Raw genomic sequence first — 20,660 nt, forward strand, 5'->3', positions numbered from 1 at the left:
CTATATATTCCAATCGCCTACAAGTTCAACTTCCAACTCCAAAAATACGTTGAATTTTTCTTTCACCGTATTTTGAACCAGATGAATCAAAGCGCGAATATCCTCGGCTTTGGTTTCACCGTGATTGATGAAAAAATTTCCGTGCACCGTGCTGATCTCAGCACTGCCGATGCGCGTCCCCTTCAAGCCCGCAGATTCGATCAAGCGTCCGGCATAGTCGCCTTCGGGGTTCTTGAACATCGAACCCAAACTGGCACCCGGCGGCTGCGTGGCTTTTCGGCGTTCGCTGAATTGCTCGATTTTAACAGACACTTCCTCTTTCGAAGAATTTTTTAACTTCAACAATGCGCTTAATACGATGCCCCGAATTTCGCCTCGTTTCAGCACACTGGTGCGATATCCATACTTCATCTGCTCAAGCGTGACCTTTTCACGCCCGCCTGGTGTGAGCAGTTCTGCCCAGATGAGATTGTGGGTCATGTCGCCGCCGAACGCGCCTGCGTTCCCATACACCGCACCGCCTACCGTGCCCGGAACGGTTGCTGACCATTCGAGCCCGGCGAGCCCTTTGGATGCGCAGCGCTTGGCAAGGTTCGCAATAATGACGCCCGCCTCACACCAAACTGTGGGCTGGTCGCCAATTTCAAAACGCGTTTCCTTCGCCCGATCCAAAACCACGACTCCGCGAAATCCGTCATCGCTTACCAAAACATTCGATCCGCCGCCAAGAATGTAGTATGGAAGTTCATGCTGCCAGATCAACTGCATCGCATTGGCAAGCTCATCCGCCGATTTAACCGACACCATCACATCGGCTGGTCCGCCAATGCGCGCAGAGGTATACGGTGCAAGTGTCACGTTCTCTTGCACGGCATCACCAAACGTCTGGCGCAACAAGTCAACTGCAAAGGCGGTATTCACCATCAACATCCTATTTTCGCTTTCGGCGGCATCCCCACCGCCGAGGACGGCGGCTGGAGCGCGCATTATTCGAGTTCCTTCAATAGATCGGCTGTGATCTGATCCGCATCTCCGGCAGAGAGGACGAGAAGCACATCATTGGGGCGTAAATGCTCCAGTAAATATTTTTTTGTATCTGCCAGTGAGCCGCTATAGCGTGCAGAGCTGTGCGGCATGGCGCTGACCACTTCAGCGGAGGAAAAATCCTGTTTGGCTTCACGTGAGGCGTAGATCTCGGTCACCAGAACTTCATCTGCGTCGCTGAATGCACGTGAAAATTCGTACTGCAAGGTTTGCGTCCGCGAATAGGTGTGTGGCTGCCAGACGGCCCAAATGCGGCGACTAGGGTAACGAGCTCTGGCTCCTGCCAGGGTGGCACGGATCTCTGTGGGGTGATGAGCATAATCATCCACCAGCAGGACGCCCCCAGTTTCACCACGTACTTCAAAACGACGCCCCGTGCCAGTGAATTGGCTCAAGGCTTCGGCAGCTCTTTGCATCGGCAACCCCATCACCGCTGCCACACACAAAGCCGCCAGTGCATTTCGCACGTTATGTTCACCCGGCACTTGCAAAGACACTTTGAATGCATTCGTCATGCTGCCCATATTGGTCATCACGGAAAAATCAAAGCCGCCTTTGTCATTTGGATGCATGGTACGAGCCTGCACCCACTGCGGGCTGTTGATGGTCATCTCCCCTTGAATGGAATAGGAGACGACATTCAGTCCCTTGCGGCGGGCATGAGTAATCAAGGTCACCGCGCCTTCATCTTCGGCACAGGTGATCAACGTACCATCGGGGGGCAGCAGGTCTACAAATGTTTCAAAGGCAGAATACATGTCACTGAAAGTCGGGTAGCAGTCGGGATGGTCATGCTCAAGATTGGTAACGACCTCGATCTGCGGCTTGAGCCCAAGGAACATGCGGTCATATTCATCTGCTTCGATCACAAAGGCATCCTCCTTGCCTGCGCGCGCATTGACCTGCATGTTGTTCAATGTGCTGCCCACGATAAAGGAAGGGTCGCGATCCAGCGAGAACAACATCCATGCGATCATGGCGGTGGTGGTGGTCTTGCCGTGAGTACCTGCAATTCCAATACCGATCTTGTCTTCCATCAAGCGTCCAAGAAAATCTGAGCGCTTATAGACTGGAATGCCCGCCCGATTCGCCGCCTCGACTTCAGGGTTGTCGTCCTTGATGGCGGAGGAACGGATCACCATTTCGGCGCCGGAAATATTGCGGGGATGATGCCCGACATAGATCTGAATGCCAATGCTCTGCAAATCAGCGGCAAAGGGAGAAAGCGATTGATCAGACCCGGTCACCTCGTAGCCGCTCTCTTTGAGCAGGCGCGCGATGGCAGAAAGCCCTGAACCGCCAATACCGATGAAATGAACTCGAGTCATAAATGGTCCGCTATTTTTTAGATATAAACAACAATGATAAAGATGAGGATAATGATGACCGCAAAATAGATCTGCGGCTCAGCCAGGAAGCGCGGCGGCATGACAGCCATCATCCGTTCTATGGAATCGGCAATGATCGGGTCCGTGGCACGGCTGATGATATTGCTGTAGGGATAATTGGCGACATGGTTGTAATACAGCACTGTGCCTGCCACCAAATAACCGTTCACGCCGCCCAGTACCGCACCAAATAGCGAATCTTGCAGGCGTTCACGCGCCGCCTTACCGGCAAAACGCGAGATGTTCACGGTTTGATAACCGAAGTACACCAGCGCAATGAGGATCAGTACACGGATCCAAAACACAGAGGTGCTGGCTTTATCAAGGTCACGCACCAACGGGATGTATTTCTCCAGCAGCAGGTTGACTGCCAGTGAGGTAACCACGCTGAAAATGACCATCAACTCTTTCGCCCATCCGCGCATGGCGCCGATAATGCCAAAGAGGAAGACGTACATCCAGAAAATGTAAACAACGCTCATCATAAGGTTTCTTCTCCTGCCAGTTTCACCAACTGGCTGGCAATACTGTCTGCCGCAAGAGGTTGGGATAGATTCTTCATTGCGGTCTGCATGGCATCCCGTTTATTCTTATTCGCCAAAAGGTCGGAGATCACGGGTAAAAGTTTATCGTTCAAAAGTTCATCCTGCAAGATGACTGCGGCATTGTGTTCTGCAAGATAGTCGGCATTCACTTTCTGATAACGCCACGCATACGGGTAAGGTGTGAGCACGGCGGGCAGACCAAAAAAGGGGTACTCCCCTATGGAAGATGCCCCGGCGCGGGAAAGTACCAGGTCGGCTGCGGAGAGGGCTGCCCCCATCTCATGCAAGTAGGGCATCACATGATAACGGGATCTTTTATCGACAGATAGTTTTTCTGCAGTTTGTTCTGCGGTTTGAATATCCAGTGAACCGGTCAGGTGAATGATCTGCGCCGTTTCGAGCAGCACTTCAAGATGCTTGAGCACCGCCATATTGATGGAACGTGCACCTTTGCTTCCGCCGGTTACCAACAGGGTTGGGAGTGAAGCATCCAGCCCGAAGTGCGCAATGGCTTTTTCGCGAGACCAGTTCGAAAGTCCGGAGCGAAGCGGGTAGCCGGTGTGGACGATGCGCTCTGGGTGTGAGAAAAACTTCTTTGAGTCCGGCGCGGTCACGGTGATGACATCTGAAAAGTAGCCAAGGAATTTTAGTGCAAGACCCGGTTCAATATCTGGTACGTACAAAACGATGGGAAGGTTGCGCCCGGCAATTGCCATCGGACCAGCTACATAACCGCCGGTAAAGAAAAGTACATCGGGATGGAAGTCTTTCAAAATGCGGCGTGATTCAAGCACTCCACGCGTGAGCTTGGCAAGGTTGCCAGGCAGGGCACGCAAGCCAACACCGTGTACACCGGCAGCAGGAACCGAACGGAATGGAATGCCTGCACGTTTCACCAGGTCTTCTTCCATGCCGCCTTCGCCGCCGACCCACAAGGTCTCGACATTGGGATGCTTACTCTTTAGCGCTTCGTAAACGGCTAGTGCGGGATACACGCCCCCGCCCGTTCCACCAGCGCAAATTAACAACCGCACCGTAGGACCTCCATTCATCGTTCGTATCGTTCGAGCTGCTTCCCTGGCGGGATATGTTGAAGAGAATCCCCAACGCCGCTAATGTGGTAACCAGGTTCGAACCGCCTGCGCTCACGAAAGGCAGCGCATTGCCTGCAAAGGGCAACAGACCGACCATCACTGCCATATTGATGAGCGCTTCCAATCCGATCCAAATGACCAGACCTGAAGCGAGTAATGTACCAAGCATATCCGGTGCGCGGCGGGCGATGACAAGTCCGCGCCAGATCAATGCGGCGAACATACCGATCAACCCCACTCCACCAAACCAGCCAAGTTCTTCGACCACCACAGCATAGATACTATCTGTGGGAGGGACGGGGAGTCCGGTTACTTTGGAAAGAGACTTTCCTATCCCAACACCAAACCAGCCGCCATTGACGATGGCTTCGAAAGAACGGCGGACATGATAAGAAGCCTGCAATGGATCTTTGATACCCGCTACAAAGTCACTCACACGCTGCTGACCCGTAAGGCTGACCGATACCACCAGCCACGCCACAACCACTGCAATGATCAGCAATCCGCCGATCTGTTTCAAGTCGCCGCCTGCAAGGAAGAAGAGCAGCCCGCCCAACATCAACACGGTGGCGGCAGCGCTCAGGTCTGGCTGCAGGTAGATCAAACCGCCAATAAACCCAAGGATGACGCCCAAGGGAATCAAGCCGAAGGTAATATCTTTCAACATATCGCGCTTGGCGTACAACCAGACCGCAATATACAAGATCGATACCAGTTTTGCCAACTCGGAAGGCTGAATGGAACCGTTGAAGATGGTGCGGCGCGCATTGAAACGGATTTCACTCATCACCAACACAACCACTAACATCAAAACAGTCAGCGCCATGGCAGGCACGATCAATTGACGCCAGCGGTGATAATCCACGAATGCCAACGCGATCGCCGCAAGCATGCCGAGCCCGAGCCACATCACCTGGCGGTTAAACATGTACATCGCATCGCCATCATAGGCAGCGCGAGAGAAATCCCACGAAGCGGAATACAACATCACCAGCCCGAAGACCATCAATGCCACCACGATCACCAGCAGCGGCATATCAAATCCACGCAAAAAGCGTGACGGTCCCTGAGGAGACGATTCTTTTACGACAGTTCCAATACCCATTTTCTAAACGCTTCTCCTCTCTCCACAAAATCTTTGAACTCATCGTAGCTCGTACCACCCGGGGATAACAGGACGACATCCCCAGCGGATGCAACCTCTGCCGCCAGTGTGACTGCTTCTTTGAGAGTCTGTGCGCGGCGAACATCCACGCTTCTGCCTGTGCCGATGCCTTTCACGGCTTTCTCGATCATCTCCCCTGCCTCACCAAAGAGCACGACATGGTCCACACGCTCATGGATCAGCTTGGCGAGGTCATTCCAGGGCAGGTTCTTGTCGCGCCCGCCGAGCATCAGCACAATGGGTTCGCTAAACGCATGCACACCCGCCGCAGCCCGTTCGGGGGCGGTTGCGATCGAGTCGTTATACCAGCGTACTCCGCGCAATTCGCGCACCAGCTCCAGACGGTGCGGTACGCCGCGAAATTCTTCCACGGCTTCGAGCATGTCATCTAATTTAAAACCAGCCGCGTGACCAATAGCAAAGGCTGCCAGCACATTCGCAACATTATGATCGCCGCGTAGTTGGACCTTCTCGCGCATCAAAAAGCGGAACATACGCAAAGCCTTCACGCAGGCTGAGCAGTTCATTATGCAAATAAGTACCGTTTAAACCTTCTTCCAGATCATGCATACTGAAGGTCAACAAACCGCCTTTTACATGATTCTTCAAGCTCCACGCGCCGCTATCATCGCGACCAAGGATGGCAGTATCCTTATCAGACTGAAAATCAAGGATCCGCGCCTTGGCTCGGGTATAGGCTTCCATTGTGCCGTGACGATCCAGATGGTTGGGGGTGATATTCAGAATCGCCGCGATGTTGGGGGAGATCGTCATCTGCTCGAGTTGAAAAGAGGATAATTCCAACACAGCGATGTCATCCGCGGTCATATCATCCACATAATTGATCAACGGGTCGCCGATATTTCCGCCAACAAATGCCGAACGAGAAGGGATGAATGATGAATCTTTTTTATTCTTCATTCCGTTTTCTGCGCGATTCGCTTCCTTCTTCGCCATCTGCCCCACCAGCGTTGTGGTGGTTGTCTTGCCAGCTGAGCCGGTAATGCCGATCGTTTTGCACGGGACCACTTCCATGAAAACTTGCGAATCATTGGAAAGTGGAATGCCGCGCTTTACGGCTTCTTCCACAATGGGCAGGGTCAAAGGCACACCGCCAGAAAGGCAAAGTACATCGGTCGTATCCAGCAATTCAAGCGGATGCCCGCCCGCAGCCCAGGTTAGGTTTACATCGGAGAGCGATTTTTTCGCGGAAGCAAGATCCTCGTCGCGGCGCGAGTCATTCAAGGTCACGTTTGCGCCGTGAAGAGATAACCAGCGGGCGAGGGCGAGTCCCTGCCGAGCAGCTCCAAGAATTAGAACGCGGGTGTTAGTCCAATTAGTCATATTTTGAAGAATAAGAGTTGGTTATTTACAGCTGAAAATTTACCAATCTCCTATCACCAATCATTTCGCTATACTTGCGAAAGTCCTATTCCAACCAAGGCTGCCATCAAACCGATGAGCCAGAAGCGCTGTACGATCTGGGTTTCACTCCAGCCAAGTAATTCAAAATGATGATGGATGGGTGTCATTTTGAAGAAACGTTTACCGCCTGTCATGCGGAAATACACAACCTGGATCACCACGCTCAACATTTCTGCCAACGGAATGATGGCAATGACCAAAAGCATGGGCCACTGCCCCGTCATGAGAGAAATGACTGCCAGTACAGACCCAAGAGCCATTGAACCGGTATCACCCATGATCAGCTGAGCCGGGTGAACGTTGAACCACAAGAAACCAAACAAAGCGCCGACCAAAATAAAACAGAAACGCGCCAGATAGGTTTGATCCTGCATTAAGGCAATGCCGCCAAATGCGGCAATGGCAGTGGCAGCGATCAGACCCGCCAAACCATCAAGCCCATCTGTGAAATTGACGGCGTTCGACTCGGCAACGATAATGAACGCAGCGATCGGCACATAGATCCAGCCGATCTCAACTTCAAAGAAATAGCCAGGCAGGTAAAGGTCTGGCGCATCGATGACATACTTCAGCACATACGCTGTAGCCAATGCCAACACCACCTGTACGGCGAACTTGGTGCGGGCACGCATGCCGTCACCTTTACGCTTTCCATGAATCCCTTCCCAGTCATCCACAGCACCGAGGATGGCAAACCCAACCATCACGAGCATTGGCAAAAGTACAGAGCGCCCCACCCCACCGGTTGTTACACCGATCAGCGCCACAGCATTAAGCAAGCCGCTTAGCAGCAATACCGGCATGATGAACATCACACCGCCCATGGTGGGTGTTCCCATCTTAACGCGGTGACCTTCCGGCTGTTCGATGCGGATGATCTTGCCAAGCCTGAAATAGCGCAAAATGCGCAGCAACGGACCGCCCCAAATCGCCGTCATAATAAATGCCAGCCCGGCAAGGCTGAGAGAAAGGGCGATCTGTCTCACGAATGTACCTCCAACGCAGCAGCAATGCGATCCATACGCAAACCGTGTGAACCTTTGATCAAAACAGCATCGGTCGAGTTCAAGTGTTTCATTAACCAATCAACAATGGGAGCTATGTCTTCGTATTCCATAATGGCAGCGGGTTTCATCCCGGCGCGGCGGGCGGCATCGGCGATCATATGTCCACGGGTGCCGAGGGTGATGAGGATCTTTGCCACCTGTGCGGCACGCATACCGACCATTTCATGTCCCTGGCGTTCATAGGGACCCAGTTCAAGCATATCACCCAACACGGCAATTTTGCGACCGTCGAGTTCGTCGAGCAGGTTCAGGGCTGCCAGCATGGATTCTGGTGCGGCATTGTAGGTATCGTCGAGGATCAGCGCACCGTTCTGACTGCGTGCCGCCACCAGACGAAGCTGAGTATGCCCATGTGAAAGACCTTCGAGGATCTCCTGCCAGGAAATACCGTCATTAAGCCCAACCGCCGCGGCACGTAAAGCAGTATGAACAGAATGCCGCCCGATCATTGGGATGCGCATGTGCATGGTCTCTTTGTTGTAATGCATGCGGAAACGAATTCCATCCAAGCCCAGACCTTCGATCTGGTCTGCCCAGAGATGTGCTTCGGGAGATAATCCATAAAAGAATACACGCGCTTTGGTCTTCTCTTCCATTTTGCGGACCCACGGGTCATCAAAGTTAAGAATGGCAACTCCATTTGAAGGGAGCGCGGCGGGTAACTCGCTTTTGCCGCGGAAGATGGCTTCCTGTGACCCGGCACGTTCGGCATGTACGGTACCCACATTTGAGACGACACCGATCTGTGGCTGAGCAATATCGCAGAGGAACTGAATTTCACCGGGAACGTAAAATCCCATTTCAAGGACAGCGCGTTCATAGCCAGAGCCAAGGCGCAGCAATGTCAGCGGTAAGCCGATCTCGTTATTCAAATTACCGGGGCTTTTTAGCGTGCGATAACGAATGCCAAGCACTTCTGCCACGGTCTCTTTGGTGGTGGATTTGCCGACACTGCCCGTAATGCCAACCACGCGCAGATTCGGCAGCTTACGGCGCCAAAAACGCGCGATCTGCTGCAGGGCAGAGATGGTATTCTCCACACGCAGGCAGAGAGGTGCATCAAGTTTTAGTGTGGTATCTGCTGATAGACCGGCACGCAGGTCCAGGGTTGAGAAAGAGGCGTCTACATCTCTTTGAATTAAAGCAAAAGAAGCCCCCCTCTTGAAGGCACCTGCAAGAAAGTCATGTCCATCCGTTTTTTCGCCGGGGATTGCCACAAAAAGCGAGCCGGGTATGACTTGACGCGAGTCGATGGTACCTTCAGTGATAACAGTGGAGGCGTTCGACGGGCGAACCGAGGTGAGAGCTTCAAGAACGTCGGCTAGGGTAAGCATGTTATTTGTTGGCAAGCTGTTGACGGACCGAATCAGGCGGAATGTCTAATAATACGACAGTTCGCTGGGCGACCTCTGAGAAAACTGGTGCGGCGGTTTCAGACCCCCACGGTGATTCAGTGGGGCGCTCAAGCCAGACATAGATCATGAATTTTGGATCATCCACCGGTCCCCAACCGATGAAGGAGGTGTTGGTTTGTGTGCTGTCATAATATCCATTGACGGGAATCTGCGCGGTACCGGTCTTGCCCGCCACACGATACCCCGGCACCAACGCCAGTGACGATTCTTCTTCAAGTGAAATGGCAAGCATTTCAGAAAGGGTATTGGAAGTCTGCTCCGAAATAGGCGAGGCGCCAAACTGTTCAGGGACTTCATACTGGCGTCCATCGCGCACCATCGCATACAACACATGCGGGATGACCATTCGTCCGTCATTGGCAACCGCAGAGACCGCCGCCATCATTTGAATGGGAGTGACTGCCACACCCTGACCGAAGGCATTCGTACCGAGGTCAACAGGATACCAATCCGGGTCACCGGGGACCTTGAGTCTGCCGGGCGCTTCCCAAGCCAGATCTACGCCGGTCAGGTGTCCCATTCCGAATGCATTCATGTAATTATAGAAAGTGCCTGCCCCCATTTGAGTAGAGAGGTTCACCATACAGACGTTGAGCGAGTGCTGAAGACAGCCGGTCATGTTCTGCACACCCCAGGGATTTTGATCCCAGTTTTGCACGGTAACGCCGCCGATCAAGATCGAGCCGGTATCAAGGTAGGTCGTATTCGGTGTGACGGTGCCGCTATCCAGCGCGGCAGCCATGGTAAGTATCTTTGTCACGGAGCCGGGTTCGTAGGTCTTGGAGATGACCGGGTTGAAGTCGGTGGCGTTGTCGTACACGGCACCATAATTCCAGAATTGATTCAAGTCCATGCGGCGCGAAACGGCAATGGCAAGCATCTCGCCGCTCTGGGGATCCATAACAGCGATCACACCATCACGCGCGCCATAGGTTCCCAACGCGGTATCCAGGATCTCTTCGGTAGCGGCTTGCAAGTCACGGTTGATGGAGAGGATCAGGGTCGTACCATTGGGCGCATGTGGAATTTCAAAGGCTTTGTTCGGGTCAGTGGGAACCAACACAGTGACAGGGTTGCCAGCCAGCAGGCTGTCATATTTTTCTTCCACGCCAAAATAGCCCTTGCCTTCACGGTTGACGAAGCCAAGGATGTTGGAAGCCAGCGCATCTTCAGGATAACTGCGCTGAGGATGTGATTTGAATTGAAGCCCGGAAAGCCCGCCCATCGACCCTTCAGGCGCCTGATCATTCAAGGCTTTCTTTAATTCCTGCAAATAAACTGCATCAGCTGAATCAACGTAATCGGCGAGAACAATGTAGGAAAGCCCATCCGGCGGAGTTTGAATGACCTGCATGATGTTGTTGTAGTCAAGCCCAAGCGTATCTGCCACGGCAAATGCGATGGCATGTGGGTCGGTCATAATGGTTAGATCTACACCGATCTCATAAACGATCTTTTCCCCCGCAAGCAAACGCCCATTGCGATCATAGATCTCGCCGCGGTTGGGATAGAAGGTGCGCCATTCATAAGCATAATCTTCAGACTGCTGGCGGAAGATGTCGGCTTCGGGGCTGTTCTGAATACGCGTCATTTGCACGACGATGGCAAACGCAAATAACAATAACGCCCCGGCTAAGACCTGACTGCGGCGTCCGTATTGTTGTCTCATTGGTATCTCCTTGCCGAAACAAGGCGTTCATCCATCCAATCCAAAAGAGACTGGTTATATTCGGGGGGAATGGTCAGAGCGTTCAACTGAGGTAAGGCAGAAGAGGAAAGGTCAACCGCATCGTGAGAAACATACCCCGGCACAACGAGATATTCCAGCTCATCCGTTTCAACCGGGCGGTACCCCATCTCACGCGCACGTTCTTCCATTGAAGATGCAGAGGTCAAACCGGCAAGCTGAGTCTGCAAGTCGCTGCTCACCTGCTGGCTGGCAGAAATAGCTTCGTTCAAGTCTTGAATTTCGCGTCCGGCTATGGCAGTGCGCGAAGTAACGTTTAAATAAAGAGCGGCAACCATGGCAAAGACCACAACCACCAGCAATGCGTTGCCGATCCACTGACGCTGTACGCGCCAAGGAGCGACCCGATAGGCATGGATCACGTGGGTAACATTGGGGAGGTTGACGTTCGGTATGTTCACAATTCTTCTCTCTCAACTACTTGGGCGAGGAGTCCTCGCCCCTACAGCTTCTCAACAACTCTAAGTTTGGCACTGCGCGCCCGAGGATTGTCTTTCGTCTCTTCCTCGGTCGGCAGAATTGGCTTCTTATTGACTAAGTTCACAACAGCCTTACGTTCCACTTCATAAATTCGTTCGTAAGGCGGATTGATGAGATCTTTACTCTGCTCTCGAAAATATTCTTTGACGATGCGATCTTCCAACGAGTGGAAGGAGATCACTGCGCATCGACCTCCGGTGTTCAGGCTTGCCACGGCTTGCGGAAGCGTTTTCTCCACTGCAGCTAATTCATCGTTGACGGCGATACGCAGGGCTTGAAAGGTCTGCGTGGCGGGGTGGGTCTTGTCGCCGCGGCGTGGAGAAGCTTTCGAAATAACAGCGACCAACTCACCCGTCGTATGAAGCGGTCTGGCTTGCACAATCGCGCGGGCGATCTTGCGCGAGTCGCGATCTTCGCCGTACTTGAAGATGATGTCGGCTAGTTCGCGTTCATCAAACGTGTTGATGATCTCATCCGCGCTCATGGTGGCGTTGATGCCAAAGCGCATGTCGAGCGGACCATCCTGCATGAACGAGAAGCCGCGTTCGGCGTTATCAAACTGCATGGACGAGGCGCCCAGGTCAAGAACGATGCCGTCGATGCCGTCCCAATTCAATGAAGCAAGCTGCTCACTGAGAGTGATATGGGAGGCTTGCGCGAGATGAAAGCGCCCCTCGTAAGGAGCCAAGGTCTCACGAGCAATCGCCAGCGCCTGCGGGTCTACATCGAGACCCAACAGTTGCCCATCCGGCGCGCAAGCCTCCAGGATGCCGCGAGCGTGTCCGCCCGCGCCTACCGTACCATCCACATATCGCCCGCCAGAGCGGGGTTGCAGAGCGTGTATAATCTCTTGGTAAAGTACAGGTTTATGCGCAGTCATAACAACCGTTACGACGACGCGGAATTCGTTTTGGAAAGATCGAGTGTAGAGAAGCGAGCGTTGTTGGCTTCCACATCTTGAAGCAGAGCCATCTGCTCAGCCCAAGTTGCCGGCGTCCACACTTCAAAGTACTCGCCCTGCCCCGCCACGACCAGTTCACCGCTCGGCACGCCGAGGAATGTGCGCAGGTTCTGCGGAACGAGGATGCGCCCCACCTTATCCACTTCAATGGGATATGCATTGGACAAAATCAAACGGCGCAGAAGACGAGCGGTTGGGTCAGCCAGGTTCATGGCTTCAATGCGCTCATACACTTGTTTGAAATATGCCTCGGTCATCACCATGAGGCATTTATCAAAACCCTGTGTGATGAAGGCACCGCCTTCCAGCAACTCACGGAAGCGCGCCGGAATCATCAGGCGACCCTTATCATCGAGGTTGTGCTGGAATTGACCTAAGAACATTTGTGCTACCTATCCTTTTAATAGCGTGAACGCCGGAGGTCCCGGCGCTCTTACCACTTTCTACCACTTCATACCACATTATACCCTTTCGAGGGTAAAAATCAAGTGGAGCGAAGATATTCCACCTTGCATTTTCATGAGAGCTAATGCCTACTTTCACCTTCCTTGAAGCCAGCCGCTGGCAAGATTACGAACTACTCGACTCCGGAGACGGACTAAAGCTCGAACGTTTCGGTAAATATACGTTCGCGCGCCCTGAATCCCAGGCAATGTGGAGCCGCGCCTTGCCCCAATCCGAATGGAACAACGCCCACGGGGTCTTCGTCCCCAGCGGGGAAGAAAGCGGCGGGCATTGGGATTTAAAGAAGCGAGTGGACGAGCAATGGGAGATGACTTACCCCCTCCCCACTCAAAGCAACTTACGATTTAACGTGATGACGACTCCGGGTCGCCACCTCGGAGTCTTCCCAGAAGTCGCATCTCACTGGGACTTTATGGCTGACTCTATCCAGAAAGCGGGCACCAAGCCGAATGTTTTAAATCTCTTCGGCTACACCGGGCTTGCATCCCTTGCCGCCGCCGCCGCGGGAGCCTCCGTCACACATGTGGACGCTTCGAAAAAGTCCGTGAGTTGGGCACGCGAGAATCAGGAACTTTCCGGCTTGAGTGATAAACCCATCCGCTGGATCGTGGAAGATGCGCTGAAATACGTCCAGCGCGAAGCCAAACGCGGGGTCAAATACGACGGCGTGATCCTCGACCCGCCCAAATTCGGTCGCGGACCTAAAGGCGAGATCTGGGAAGTGTATAAGTCTCTGCCAAGCCTGTTGGATGATATCCGTCAATGTCTGAGCGATAACCCGCTTTTCGTCATCGTCACCGTTTATGCTGTGCGTGCCTCCGCCATTCACGTCGCCCAAGCGGTAGACGAGATGATGAAAAAATACAAAGGCACGCTCGATAGCGGAGAGTTGGTAACGCGGGAAAAAAGCGCGAACCGTTTGCTTTCACAGGCAGTCTACGCACGCTGGTCTTCTCAATAATAAAAAAACTCCGAGGCTTTCAAATCTCGGAGTTTTTTTATCTCATTTATTATCCACTGGCACTCGAACTACTGCTGCTACTTCCGCCCCCGCTACTTGAACTGCTGCTGCTTGAAGATGGTGTTGTGATCTTCTTCAACAGGTCATACCAGAAAGAAGAACCCTGAGAGATCGCAGCTGCGGTCAACCCAAGTCCCAATACCTTCAAGACCGAAAACCAAATCCATTGCCCAGCTGTGGAGCCTGCAGGCGGCAACTCGGTCTGCCACCATCCAATACGTACAATATTCAAATCCAATAATTGCTGAATCAGATCATCCATTCTGGCTTCGGCATCGTCCTGACGAACCACCAATTCTGCCTGTGCAACGGCAAGGGCGCGGACACCGGCATTATTCCATAGAGTCTGTGCAAGCTGAATGCTGTCTGTACCAAGCAAAAGGGTAAAGAGAATGGAAAGTATGATCACAAAACTGCGGGCATTGGCGCGAAAAGTTGCGCTTGCCTGTTCCATCACGCCTCCAAAATAAACCGTGGTGCGCTTGCGCAGGTCCTCGATATTGGTCACGCCCTGGCTCACCCACTTAAGCATTGCCTGTTTGCCTTCAGATTCCGGGAAGGCGCCGATGAGCGCCTTCAGCTCATCCGCTTCAAATTCTTTTGAGGCGGTCATGCCGACAAAATCGAAATAGGAATCTACCAGAACAGCGGCTGGGATCTTTTCCAGCTTCTTCGCCTCGGTATTCGAAGTAATAAAGCTGAAAGCATCCTTATAACGGATCGGACGAAGCGCCTGCAACTGAGGCAGCTTGACGAACTCATCCACATGCCTGTCGCCGACGATCTTCTTCAAATGGCGCTCCAGTGACTTTCCGCGCGTCTCGAACGCCTCATTGATCCATTGGGTGATCAAAGAAACGATCGAACCCAGAACATAGTAAACGAAGATCAATCCTATAACTACTTCAAGCGCTTGTGAGATCGACATAACCTTCTCCTTTGATGTGCATTAATGTTTGTTCTTTTCAAGTTTTGCAAGCCAGGCGAGAGGCTTGCCCCAGCGAACGCGCTCGCTTACGCCGGTTTTTTTTCGTTTGGGTTTATCCCATTTTGGTCCAGGCGGACCCGATTCCTCGCTCAACATGCTTTTTACACCCCACAACCCTTTATATTGTACCCATCCCGGTTCGGAATTCAAGAGTATACAATGCCACTCGCGTATTGGCGGAAGCGACACCCTACGGTCAGACATGACCCGTTTTAAATAGCTGGACGACTTCAACAGCGGCTCCTTCGAGTTCCTGCCTTGAAAACCAACCCGCAGCCCATCCCCCGTTGCAATCTCCATTGGCAGGCGCACAATGAAATGATCCTGCTCATCACGCATCTCATCGAAAGCGTGCTCTTCGAACATATGCTGCGGGCGCATACGGATCTCTTCCAATGCGATGTCACGCGCCTTTTGGCTGGGATTAAATAAAAGGAACAAGTAGTGGATCCAGCCGTCGAACCAGAAGAGGAAGCGTTGCAGTCGCCCGGGGTTATACATCGCAGGCGAGCGGATCACATCCGGTCTGCTGTAATTGGCATGTGACCCCAATGCCGCATAAATGACGGGATGTGTGGTCACGTTTCCGTCCGTATCCAGCGCCTTGATGGCATCCTCCCACTTTTCCAGGTTGCCTGCACCATGCTGTGAAAGCAGAACGGCATATGGCATTTCGTTCTTGAGATAAACGGCAACCATCTCCCAATCGCCTTCGTGATGGTTAAAGCCATTCGCCGCCAGCCGCCAGTCATTGAAAGCATAAAAATAATGATATTGCAGGAAAGTCCATTGATCCCCCGCCGCATCCACCTCTTCTTGCAAGACGCGCCCATAATAAACGGGCTGGCGGTGTTCACGTAATATCTCCGCATACAAAATTCCCGCCTGCTGTGCGATCTTTTCTGTGGACTGTGAAAGCATATCCATTGCCAACCCCAGACCCTCCGGCAGGATCCTCTCAATGATGAACTTCAACGTGCGAACCAGCCAGTAAAACAGCAACAAGAGATAGATCGGCAATAGGACAAAATATTCAACAGCAATACTAATACCTGGGATCGGTCTGAAGAACAACCACACCGGAGCAATACCCAAAACTAGAAAAACCGACACAGCCAACATGGCAGGAATGATTCGCAAACGGATCGGGGAAGCCAGCATAAACAATATCAACGCAGCCACAAGAACCACACTAACAGCAACATCAACCCCAGCCCACCCCCACGCAAACCACCCGGCAATAAGCCCAAACACAGAACCGCCTCCCAACCAGAGCCAGGCGTCAAAATCATTCAGCGGGTTATTCACAAAGCGCAAAAAATATTCATGACTTTCCAGCTTGCCAAGCTTCTCCCCCAGCGGCTCATTTAAGTACCTAAGCATTTCCGCCGCACCGGCGGGTCCGCTGGGAAAGAGAGTGCATTTTTCCAGATACGGCTCCACCGCCATGGGGAAAAAGCGCTCGCTCTTTGCGAAACGCAAGACTGGTTCGTACTTTCTCAATAGTTCGATCTCGTCCACGGTGCCTCTATGGTATAAACGCGGATATGGACCCGATAACACTTACCCAACAATTTCACTCCCATTTTAACGCCAAACCAGAAGCGATCGTCCGCGCACCCGGGCGAGTTAACTTGATCGGCGAACACACCGATTACAACGATGGTTTCGTCCTGCCTGTGGCGATCGACCGCGGCGTATGGATCGCGCTTCGTGCCCGTCAGGATGGAATGGTCCGCATCTTCTCTTTGGACCTTGAAGCTGAGTCAGCCTTCGAGTTAGCTTCACTCGTCCGAGACGGCGACTGGATCGAATACCCAAAAGGTATTGCCAATGAGTTAATCAAGGCTGGGTATAAGCTGAAAGGCTTCGATGCCGTCATGACGGGCGATGTCCCGCGCGGCGCCGGGCTCTCCTCTTCCGCCGCAGTGGAATTGGCAATTGCCCGGGCATTCTCTGTCGTTTCCGGCTTTGAATGGAACGCCCCGGTCATGGCTCGCATCGCACAAAAAGCGGAGAATGAATGGGTGGGTGTTAACTGCGGCATTATGGATCAAATGGCAAGCGCTGCCTGTAAAGAAGGGTTCGCCCTCTTTTTGGACTGTCGCTCCTTAGAGATCCAACATGCGCCCCTGCCAAAGGGAGTGGCTGTCGTCATCCTTGACACCTCCACCCGGCGTGGACTTGTGGATTCAGCATACAACGAGAGAAGAAATCAATGCGAGGAGGCGGCGCGTTGGTTCGGCGTAAAAGCATTACGAGATGTAAGCGTACCAGACCTGAAAAAATGGAAGGCAGGCAGCGGGCTCAGTGAGATCGCATTCAGGCGCGCCCGGCATATTGTCACTGAAAATGAACGTGTGCTCGAAGCAATCCATGTAATGAAGACCGGCAATTTAAAACGCCTGGGAGAGTTATTCAACGCGAGCCACGATAGCCTGCGCGATGATTTCGAAGTTACAAACGATGCACTGAATATCGTGGTCGAATGCGCCCGGGCAGAATCCACTTGTTATGGCGCACGTATGACGGGGGCAGGCTTTGGCGGCTGTGCTGTCGCATTAGTGGCAGAAGAAAAAGCCGGAGAATTCGTTCAGTCTGTGTCCACATCCTACAGAAAGAGATCCGGGCTGGAGGCGAGTATCTATGTCTGCAAAGCCAGTGAAGGCGCCAGCATTATTCAGGGATAAAAAAAATGGACACCTTTGCGGTGTCCATTTTTTTATTAGGTGTAAGCCATTTGTTCAACCGGCACACGCTTGCGTTGCTGGCGTTTGATAATGCGTTCCGCGGCGACGCGAGTTTGGCGGTGCTGCGCATTACGGATGATCAACTTCATGAACTTGGTGTGATCTGTCGTCGGATCATTGAGCAGTGAGAAATCTGCAGAACCCGGTTCATGCGGGGGGTAGAAAATACCACAGTTGGGGTTGATCTCAAGCATGTGGATGGTGCCATCCGCATCCATGCGATAGTCACAGCGGGCATATCCGTTGCCGCCCAACTCCTTGAAAACGCGCATGGTCTGTTCACGCAGGATCTTTTCAATGCGCGGGTCGGTTACCACCGCTACAGACATCTTTTCGTAATCAACCCATTTCATATCGTAGTGCTTGAAAGATTCACCATCCGGGAAGATGAATTCCACAGGGGTAAAGGTGAACGGTTTATTGGGGTTGGCTGTGTTTTCTGCGATCAAACAGGTAAATTCGCGCCCTTCAATGAACTCTTCGATCAATGCTCGCCCGAATTCAGCAATAGCGACCTTCAATTGTTCACGAAGTTCGTCCACAGAAGAAACCCGTGAATTACGGCGAATGCCTACGCTGGCATAGCCATGAGGCGGTTTGACAAGCATGGGAAACTTAAGCCGCTTGGCGATCTTCTCAGCATCTTCGGCACGGTTGGCAAATGCCCAACTTGGTGTTGGAACCGAGACGCGCCGGGCAGCGTTCTTCATTTCGTCACGAGTAGGGTCAAAAAATTTCGAATCAGCACCTGTAAAGGCTGCATTGTATTTCTCGAGCGCCTTGACCAGCGCAATCCCTGATAAAGCATCATCGGGCGTGCCATCGCACAAATTGACGAAAGCATCCACACCTTCATTCATCAATTGTTTGATCTGTTTCTCAACTTCAGTTGGTTCCACGTGATGCTGTTTCCAGCGATATCCCTTCATGTATGGAGAAGGATCATACGGGATATCGTCATCATCAGGTGTGCTTGTTAGTACGCAGATATACATGATATTTCCTTTGTTTTTCTTCCTTTACGATTTTTATTTTCAAATTGTTTTTATTGATCGCAATCGCGATCATCGTCATCATCAAAAAATAATCATACAATAATGATTCAAATCATTATTGTATGATTATTGTATACAACAATTCATTTATGTAAAGGTTTTTGATGATGTATTTATCTTAAAATTTTTTATGTATCTCACATGTATTTTTCATATTCATCAGCGATAAGTCATTAAGGTTTTTAAGATATTTAACGTTTTTAAGAAAAGACCATTCAAAACGCATGCACAGCAAGGCATTTAATAAATATAAAAACGTCTTCGATGATCACATCGAAGACGTTTTTATATTCAATCCCTACAAAGATCACTTCGTGGAAATTTCAACTTCCGCGCTCATGCCCCACAAGAAACCATCAGGATATTCATCCAATTCAATGGTGACCGGGTAGACCACATCTCCACCTACAATCTCAGAGATGGGAGAAATGCGGATCACTTTACCAGTGACCGTTACATCCAAAGCTTCGACATATACATCCGCACTTTGCCCAAGCTTCACACGGGCGATATCACGTTCGTTCAAGTCGGTGGTAGTAATCTGAAGAGAGTCCAGATCTGCAAGGGTCAGCACGACTTGATTGACCTGCACCAACTCACCTGGAATGACATTGACATCCACCACAGTTCCATCAAAAGGGGCGGTTAGAGTGGCTTGCATCAGAGTTGCTGAAGCAGAGTCCCATCTGGCTTTCGCCTGGTCTGCTACAGCTTGCGCCTTTTCGAACACTTCATGCGGAAGGTCATACCAGCTACGTTTGCCTGTATTGGGGTCAACGTAAAGAACTTTTTCAGCTTTTTGCAACGCAGCGGCCTGGCTGCGCGCATTGAAATCCGCTTCTGCAGACACAACGGCATATTCAAGGTCGGGAGTGCTCAAGGTCATCAAAATGTCACCTGCCTTAACCACATCTCCCTGCTTAACTGGGATATCCTTTACAAGCGCAGAGATGGTGAAGCCCAATTGCGATACTTTTGCTGGCTCAACCTCCGCTGAAGCAATAACCACATCCGGCGAAGAAAAACTAACTTCCTCCGAAGGAACGGCGGTGGGAGTGGAAGGCTCGGGCGTTGGGCTTGCACATGCACTGACCAGTACCAAGCCGATCAAAAAAATTAACGTTCGCTTCATGACAGCCTCACTCGCCAACGCTGATATCAACATCCGCGCTCATACCCCAGAGTAAGCCTGCTGGTTGTTCATCCAGTTCGATGGTCACCTTATAGACGATATCCCCGCCGATCTCGGAAGAGATACGAGCCACATCTGTAACTTTGCCTGTGAATTCCGAGCCGAGAGCTTCGATGAATACGGTAGTAGGCTGACCCACTTGTACACGGGGCACATCCCGTTCGCTTAAGTCGGTGGTTTCGATACGATAGTTAGACAAGTCGCCAAGAACCATGACGATCTGCCCCGGAGCAACCGTTTCGTACGGCGAAATGTCGACTGATATGACGGTACCAGCAAACGGCGCGGTCAGATTCGATTGGGCGGCGAGAACCGCCTTGGCTGAATCGACCAAAGCCTGGGCTTTGGCAACGTCGTTCTCCGCAACTTCAATATGCTGCTGTGAAGGTGCGCAATTAAAACGGCAGCCCGCATTGCGGACCAAATAATCGAGCTGGATCTCCGCATATTTTAGATTCGCTTCCGCCTCGCGAACCTTCGCTTCCAAAACAGCAGTATCCAGCTGCACGAGTACATCCCCCGCCTTAACCTTATCCCCTACCTGCACGTTGACTTCTGTCACACGCCCAATGCTGGTAAAGGATAAATTCGCAGCCTGAACTGGCACCACGATCGCCGAGGCAGAAACAGAGCTGTTGCTTGAAGGTTGGTTATTGACAGGCTGGGAGGAAGCGCCCGCATCCAATACAACGGTGGGAACTGCTTCTGTTTCACCAGCTTGCCCACAAGCTGACAGTGAGATCGCCAAAACACTAACAAGTATAAAAAAAACTTTCTTCATTCTTTATTTCTCCAAACTGTGAAATCCTTGATGTTGATAAAGTATAGCATATTGCACAGTTTTTGCAAAGGTTTTGT

At 51.9% G+C, this 20,660-nt stretch carries 20 protein-coding genes; 2 read left to right on the forward strand and 18 right to left on the reverse strand.

The window, feature by feature from the left end:
* The 13 genes from murB to mraZ all read right to left on the reverse strand — a co-directional run bounded on the left by murB (nucleotide 1) and on the right by mraZ (nucleotide 12,714).
* On the reverse strand, nucleotides 1-987 hold the full coding sequence (gene murB / locus IPG80_RS03180) for a UDP-N-acetylmuramate dehydrogenase (protein ID WP_345102643.1): 987 nt from the start codon (nucleotides 985-987) through the stop codon (nucleotides 1-3).
* On the reverse strand, nucleotides 987-2,372 hold the full coding sequence (murC, locus tag IPG80_RS03185; protein WP_345102646.1) for a UDP-N-acetylmuramate--L-alanine ligase: 1,386 nt from the start codon (nucleotides 2,370-2,372) through the stop codon (nucleotides 987-989). The genes murB and murC overlap by 1 nt, the downstream gene beginning before the upstream one ends.
* A gap of 17 nt (nucleotides 2,373-2,389) precedes the next feature.
* Nucleotides 2,390-2,917 carry a CvpA family protein gene (locus IPG80_RS03190; RefSeq protein WP_345102649.1) on the reverse strand — a complete coding sequence of 176 codons (528 nt, stop codon included), beginning with the start codon at nucleotides 2,915-2,917 and terminating at the stop codon, nucleotides 2,390-2,392.
* Complete coding sequence (locus IPG80_RS03195) at nucleotides 2,914-3,972, reverse strand: UDP-N-acetylglucosamine--N-acetylmuramyl-(pentapeptide) pyrophosphoryl-undecaprenol N-acetylglucosamine transferase (protein WP_345102652.1); 1,059 nt, start codon at nucleotides 3,970-3,972, stop codon at nucleotides 2,914-2,916. The genes IPG80_RS03190 and IPG80_RS03195 overlap by 4 nt, the downstream gene beginning before the upstream one ends.
* A complete protein-coding gene (locus IPG80_RS03200) occupies nucleotides 3,932-5,176 on the reverse strand; it encodes an FtsW/RodA/SpoVE family cell cycle protein (RefSeq protein ID WP_345102655.1) in 1,245 nt (414 codons plus the stop codon). The genes IPG80_RS03195 and IPG80_RS03200 overlap by 41 nt, the downstream gene beginning before the upstream one ends.
* Nucleotides 5,155-5,730 (reverse strand): cyanophycin synthetase, encoded by a 576-nt coding sequence (locus tag IPG80_RS03205; RefSeq protein ID WP_345102658.1) that lies wholly within the window; start codon nucleotides 5,728-5,730, stop codon nucleotides 5,155-5,157. The genes IPG80_RS03200 and IPG80_RS03205 overlap by 22 nt, the downstream gene beginning before the upstream one ends.
* Entirely contained in the window at nucleotides 5,681-6,580 is a 900-nt protein-coding gene (locus tag IPG80_RS03210; RefSeq protein ID WP_345102661.1) for a Mur ligase family protein, read from the reverse strand. The genes IPG80_RS03205 and IPG80_RS03210 overlap by 50 nt, the downstream gene beginning before the upstream one ends.
* A 68-nt stretch (nucleotides 6,581-6,648) precedes the next feature.
* Entirely contained in the window at nucleotides 6,649-7,647 is a 999-nt protein-coding gene (mraY, locus tag IPG80_RS03215) for a phospho-N-acetylmuramoyl-pentapeptide-transferase (protein WP_345102664.1), read from the reverse strand.
* The gene (gene murF / locus IPG80_RS03220) at nucleotides 7,644-9,062 is read right to left on the reverse strand and encodes a UDP-N-acetylmuramoyl-tripeptide--D-alanyl-D-alanine ligase (protein ID WP_345102667.1); all 1,419 of its coding nucleotides are present in this window, start codon (nucleotides 9,060-9,062) and stop codon (nucleotides 7,644-7,646) included. The genes mraY and murF overlap by 4 nt, the downstream gene beginning before the upstream one ends.
* 1 nt (nucleotide 9,063) lies before the next feature.
* Nucleotides 9,064-10,812, reverse strand: coding sequence for a penicillin-binding protein 2 (locus IPG80_RS03225; protein ID WP_345102669.1), 1,749 nt, complete (start codon nucleotides 10,810-10,812; stop codon nucleotides 9,064-9,066).
* Complete coding sequence (locus IPG80_RS03230) at nucleotides 10,809-11,291, reverse strand: hypothetical protein (RefSeq protein ID WP_345102672.1); 483 nt, start codon at nucleotides 11,289-11,291, stop codon at nucleotides 10,809-10,811. The genes IPG80_RS03225 and IPG80_RS03230 overlap by 4 nt, the downstream gene beginning before the upstream one ends.
* 41 nt (nucleotides 11,292-11,332) lie before the next feature.
* Entirely contained in the window at nucleotides 11,333-12,250 is a 918-nt protein-coding gene (gene rsmH, locus IPG80_RS03235; protein ID WP_345102674.1) for a 16S rRNA (cytosine(1402)-N(4))-methyltransferase RsmH, read from the reverse strand.
* 8 nt (nucleotides 12,251-12,258) lie between these two features.
* On the reverse strand, nucleotides 12,259-12,714 hold the full coding sequence (gene mraZ, locus IPG80_RS03240; protein ID WP_345102677.1) for a division/cell wall cluster transcriptional repressor MraZ: 456 nt from the start codon (nucleotides 12,712-12,714) through the stop codon (nucleotides 12,259-12,261).
* Nucleotides 12,715-12,860: 146 nt separating this feature from the next.
* Between mraZ and IPG80_RS03245 the strand changes: the two genes are divergently transcribed.
* Nucleotides 12,861-13,757 carry a class I SAM-dependent methyltransferase gene (locus IPG80_RS03245; protein ID WP_345102679.1) on the forward strand — a complete coding sequence of 299 codons (897 nt, stop codon included), beginning with the start codon at nucleotides 12,861-12,863 and terminating at the stop codon, nucleotides 13,755-13,757.
* Nucleotides 13,758-13,806: 49 nt separating this feature from the next.
* Here the strand turns inward: IPG80_RS03245 and IPG80_RS03250 are convergent, their stop codons facing one another.
* Together IPG80_RS03250 and IPG80_RS03255 are read right to left on the reverse strand one after the other, a co-directional pair.
* Nucleotides 13,807-14,745: a hypothetical protein gene (locus IPG80_RS03250; protein ID WP_345102681.1), complete on the reverse strand. Its 939-nt coding sequence runs from the start codon at nucleotides 14,743-14,745 to the stop codon at nucleotides 13,807-13,809.
* Nucleotides 14,746-14,766: 21 nt separating this feature from the next.
* Nucleotides 14,767-16,326, reverse strand: coding sequence for a hypothetical protein (locus IPG80_RS03255; RefSeq protein ID WP_345102683.1), 1,560 nt, complete (start codon nucleotides 16,324-16,326; stop codon nucleotides 14,767-14,769).
* Nucleotides 16,327-16,352: 26 nt separating this feature from the next.
* On the opposite strand from IPG80_RS03255, the gene galK reads away from it, so the two are divergent.
* Nucleotides 16,353-17,495 (forward strand): galactokinase, encoded by a 1,143-nt coding sequence (gene galK / locus IPG80_RS03260; protein WP_345102685.1) that lies wholly within the window; start codon nucleotides 16,353-16,355, stop codon nucleotides 17,493-17,495.
* A 35-nt stretch (nucleotides 17,496-17,530) separates the two neighbouring features.
* Here galK and IPG80_RS03265 read toward each other — a convergent pair whose 3' ends face one another.
* The 3 genes from IPG80_RS03265 to IPG80_RS03275 all read right to left on the reverse strand — a co-directional run bounded on the left by IPG80_RS03265 (nucleotide 17,531) and on the right by IPG80_RS03275 (nucleotide 20,583).
* Nucleotides 17,531-18,550: a D-alanine--D-alanine ligase gene (locus IPG80_RS03265; RefSeq protein WP_345102687.1), complete on the reverse strand. Its 1,020-nt coding sequence runs from the start codon at nucleotides 18,548-18,550 to the stop codon at nucleotides 17,531-17,533.
* A 367-nt stretch (nucleotides 18,551-18,917) separates the two neighbouring features.
* Nucleotides 18,918-19,742, reverse strand: coding sequence for an efflux RND transporter periplasmic adaptor subunit (locus IPG80_RS03270; RefSeq protein WP_345102689.1), 825 nt, complete (start codon nucleotides 19,740-19,742; stop codon nucleotides 18,918-18,920).
* Between the two features lie 7 nt (nucleotides 19,743-19,749).
* The gene (locus IPG80_RS03275; protein ID WP_345102691.1) at nucleotides 19,750-20,583 is read right to left on the reverse strand and encodes an efflux RND transporter periplasmic adaptor subunit; all 834 of its coding nucleotides are present in this window, start codon (nucleotides 20,581-20,583) and stop codon (nucleotides 19,750-19,752) included.
* Nucleotides 20,584-20,660: the final 77 nt, after the last annotated feature.

This window comes from Candidatus Villigracilis vicinus, from assembly GCF_016702885.1.
GTDB lineage: Bacteria > Chloroflexota > Anaerolineae > Anaerolineales > Villigracilaceae > Villigracilis > Villigracilis vicinus.

What these genes read in the sequence shown, in the direction of transcription:
- IPG80_RS03250 (WP_345102681.1), bottom strand. Translation starts at nt 14,745, where the DNA reads ATGTCGATCTCACAAGCGCTTGAAGTAGTTATAGGATTGATCTTCGTT.
- IPG80_RS03190 (WP_345102649.1), bottom strand. Translation starts at nt 2,917, where the DNA reads ATGATGAGCGTTGTTTACATTTTCTGGATGTACGTCTTCCTCTTTGGC.
- murB (WP_345102643.1), bottom strand. Translation starts at nt 987, where the DNA reads ATGCGCGCTCCAGCCGCCGTCCTCGGCGGTGGGGATGCCGCCGAAAGC.
- IPG80_RS03205 (WP_345102658.1), bottom strand. Translation starts at nt 5,730, where the DNA reads ATGTTCCGCTTTTTGATGCGCGAGAAGGTCCAACTACGCGGCGATCAT.
- IPG80_RS03275 (WP_345102691.1), bottom strand. Translation starts at nt 20,583, where the DNA reads ATGAAGAAAGTTTTTTTTATACTTGTTAGTGTTTTGGCGATCTCACTG.
- IPG80_RS03270 (WP_345102689.1), bottom strand. Translation starts at nt 19,742, where the DNA reads ATGAAGCGAACGTTAATTTTTTTGATCGGCTTGGTACTGGTCAGTGCA.
- IPG80_RS03265 (WP_345102687.1), bottom strand. Translation starts at nt 18,550, where the DNA reads ATGTATATCTGCGTACTAACAAGCACACCTGATGATGACGATATCCCG.
- IPG80_RS03210 (WP_345102661.1), bottom strand. Translation starts at nt 6,580, where the DNA reads ATGACTAATTGGACTAACACCCGCGTTCTAATTCTTGGAGCTGCTCGG.
- murC (WP_345102646.1), bottom strand. Translation starts at nt 2,372, where the DNA reads ATGACTCGAGTTCATTTCATCGGTATTGGCGGTTCAGGGCTTTCTGCC.
- galK (WP_345102685.1), top strand. Translation starts at nt 16,353, where the DNA reads ATGGACCCGATAACACTTACCCAACAATTTCACTCCCATTTTAACGCC.
- rsmH (WP_345102674.1), bottom strand. Translation starts at nt 12,250, where the DNA reads ATGACTGCGCATAAACCTGTACTTTACCAAGAGATTATACACGCTCTG.
- IPG80_RS03245 (WP_345102679.1), top strand. Translation starts at nt 12,861, where the DNA reads ATGCCTACTTTCACCTTCCTTGAAGCCAGCCGCTGGCAAGATTACGAA.
- IPG80_RS03200 (WP_345102655.1), bottom strand. Translation starts at nt 5,176, where the DNA reads ATGGGTATTGGAACTGTCGTAAAAGAATCGTCTCCTCAGGGACCGTCA.
- murF (WP_345102667.1), bottom strand. Translation starts at nt 9,062, where the DNA reads ATGCTTACCCTAGCCGACGTTCTTGAAGCTCTCACCTCGGTTCGCCCG.
- IPG80_RS03225 (WP_345102669.1), bottom strand. Translation starts at nt 10,812, where the DNA reads ATGAGACAACAATACGGACGCCGCAGTCAGGTCTTAGCCGGGGCGTTA.
- mraZ (WP_345102677.1), bottom strand. Translation starts at nt 12,714, where the DNA reads ATGTTCTTAGGTCAATTCCAGCACAACCTCGATGATAAGGGTCGCCTG.